Source organism: Spiroplasma sp. hy2 (genome assembly GCF_044714365.1).
Lineage (GTDB): Bacteria > Bacillota_I > Bacilli_A > Mycoplasmatales > Mycoplasmataceae > Spiroplasma > Spiroplasma phoeniceum.
The window spans coordinates 1-1362 of record NZ_RXFZ02000224.1 but is presented as its reverse complement, the minus strand read 5'-3'; the positions used below and the strand labels follow the sequence as shown (position 1 = coordinate 1362).

The window sequence follows — 1362 nt, the reverse complement described above, 5'->3', positions numbered from 1 at the left end:
GCCGATATGGCAGCATGTAAAAAAGCAGCTGGGCAACATATTGTAAAAGTAATATTAGAAACATGCTTATTATCTGATACAGAAATTATTAAAGCGTGTCAGTTAGCAGAAAAAGTAGGTCTTGATTTTGTTAAAACTTCAACAGGTTTTAGTAAAGCAGGTGCAACGATTGCCAATGTTAAACTAATGAAAAAAACAGTTGGAGAACGTATGCAAGTTAAGGCAGCTGGTGGAGTGCGTACTAAAGATGATGCTTTAGCAATGATTACAGCAGGAGCACCGCGAATTGGAACAAGTGGAGGTGTTAATATTATGGAAAATAAACCACATCGAACAGGTTATTAGTTGACATAAAGCAGCAAAGGAAAATAAAAAATAATGTATTTTTTAAAAAACAAAAATTTAAAAGCAACTCTTAGTTCTGATCCGTTTGAATTAATTTCATTAAAAAAAGCTGGCAAGGAATATATTTATCAACAAGATAGTACATGAAAAAAATCGTGACCAATTTGTTTTCCAATCACAGGAAAATTAATTAATAATGAATATCAATTAGCAGATAAAATTTATACGATGATGGGGCATGGGTTTTTTCGTGCAATTACTGCTTGAAAAGTTCTTACTTATACAGCAGATACATTAGTGGTTGAATATAGAGCAACAAAAGAATTTTATCATCAGTATTCATTTTTGTTTAAATTGGAAGTAACATATCAATTAGAAGCAAATAAATTAATTAATAAAGTTAAGATTACTAATCTTGACTTAAAACCATTGCCATATAATTTTGGTTGACATCCAGCATTTATTTGTGATGAGCATACTGGTAAAATTATTTTTGATAATCCACAAATAATTACCCATATTCCTGGTGGGACTTTTTTAGGTTCAGAAATGAAGAAAGAAACAAATTCTCAGTTTTTAATAAATCAATATGATTTTACAACTGGCCAATGTTATGCGTTACTAAAACAAACAACAAACAAAGTTTTAATTGTTGATTCAACTCGAGAAATTAGTTTAACAACAAAAGGTTATCCAAATGTATTAATTTGAAAATGTCAAAATGATGCAAAATATATTTGTGTTGAACCATGAGATGGCCATCAAGATGACATTAATTATCAAACAATTCCGCTTGACCAAAAACCATGAATTAATAAGTTACCATCACAACAAACAAAAATATATTGTTTAGAAGTAGAATTTAAAAAATAAAACCTCTTAACAAATAAGAGGTTTTCATCAAAAATGAATATATTAGACTTCTTGCATAACCTAGTTATTTTAAAATTCCTATAAAATATATTTAAAATAGAAATTATAGGAATCTAAAATTATGAAATTTGATAAATTTGATWA

Annotated in this window: 1 protein-coding gene and 1 pseudogene (1 of these 2 only partly in view); both read left to right on the top strand. The window is 28.3% G+C overall.

Annotated elements, in window-relative coordinates; genetic code table 4:
• Positions 1-345 (top strand): annotated as a pseudogene (gene deoC / locus EHV01_RS05605) (deoxyribose-phosphate aldolase) (its annotated part extends 16 nt beyond the left edge of the window); the annotation flags it as partial.
• 33 nt (positions 346-378) lie between these two features.
• A complete protein-coding gene (locus tag EHV01_RS05600; RefSeq protein WP_422066599.1) occupies positions 379-1218 on the top strand; it encodes an aldose epimerase in 840 nt (279 codons plus the stop codon).
• The last annotated feature ends 144 nt before the right edge of the window (positions 1219-1362 follow it).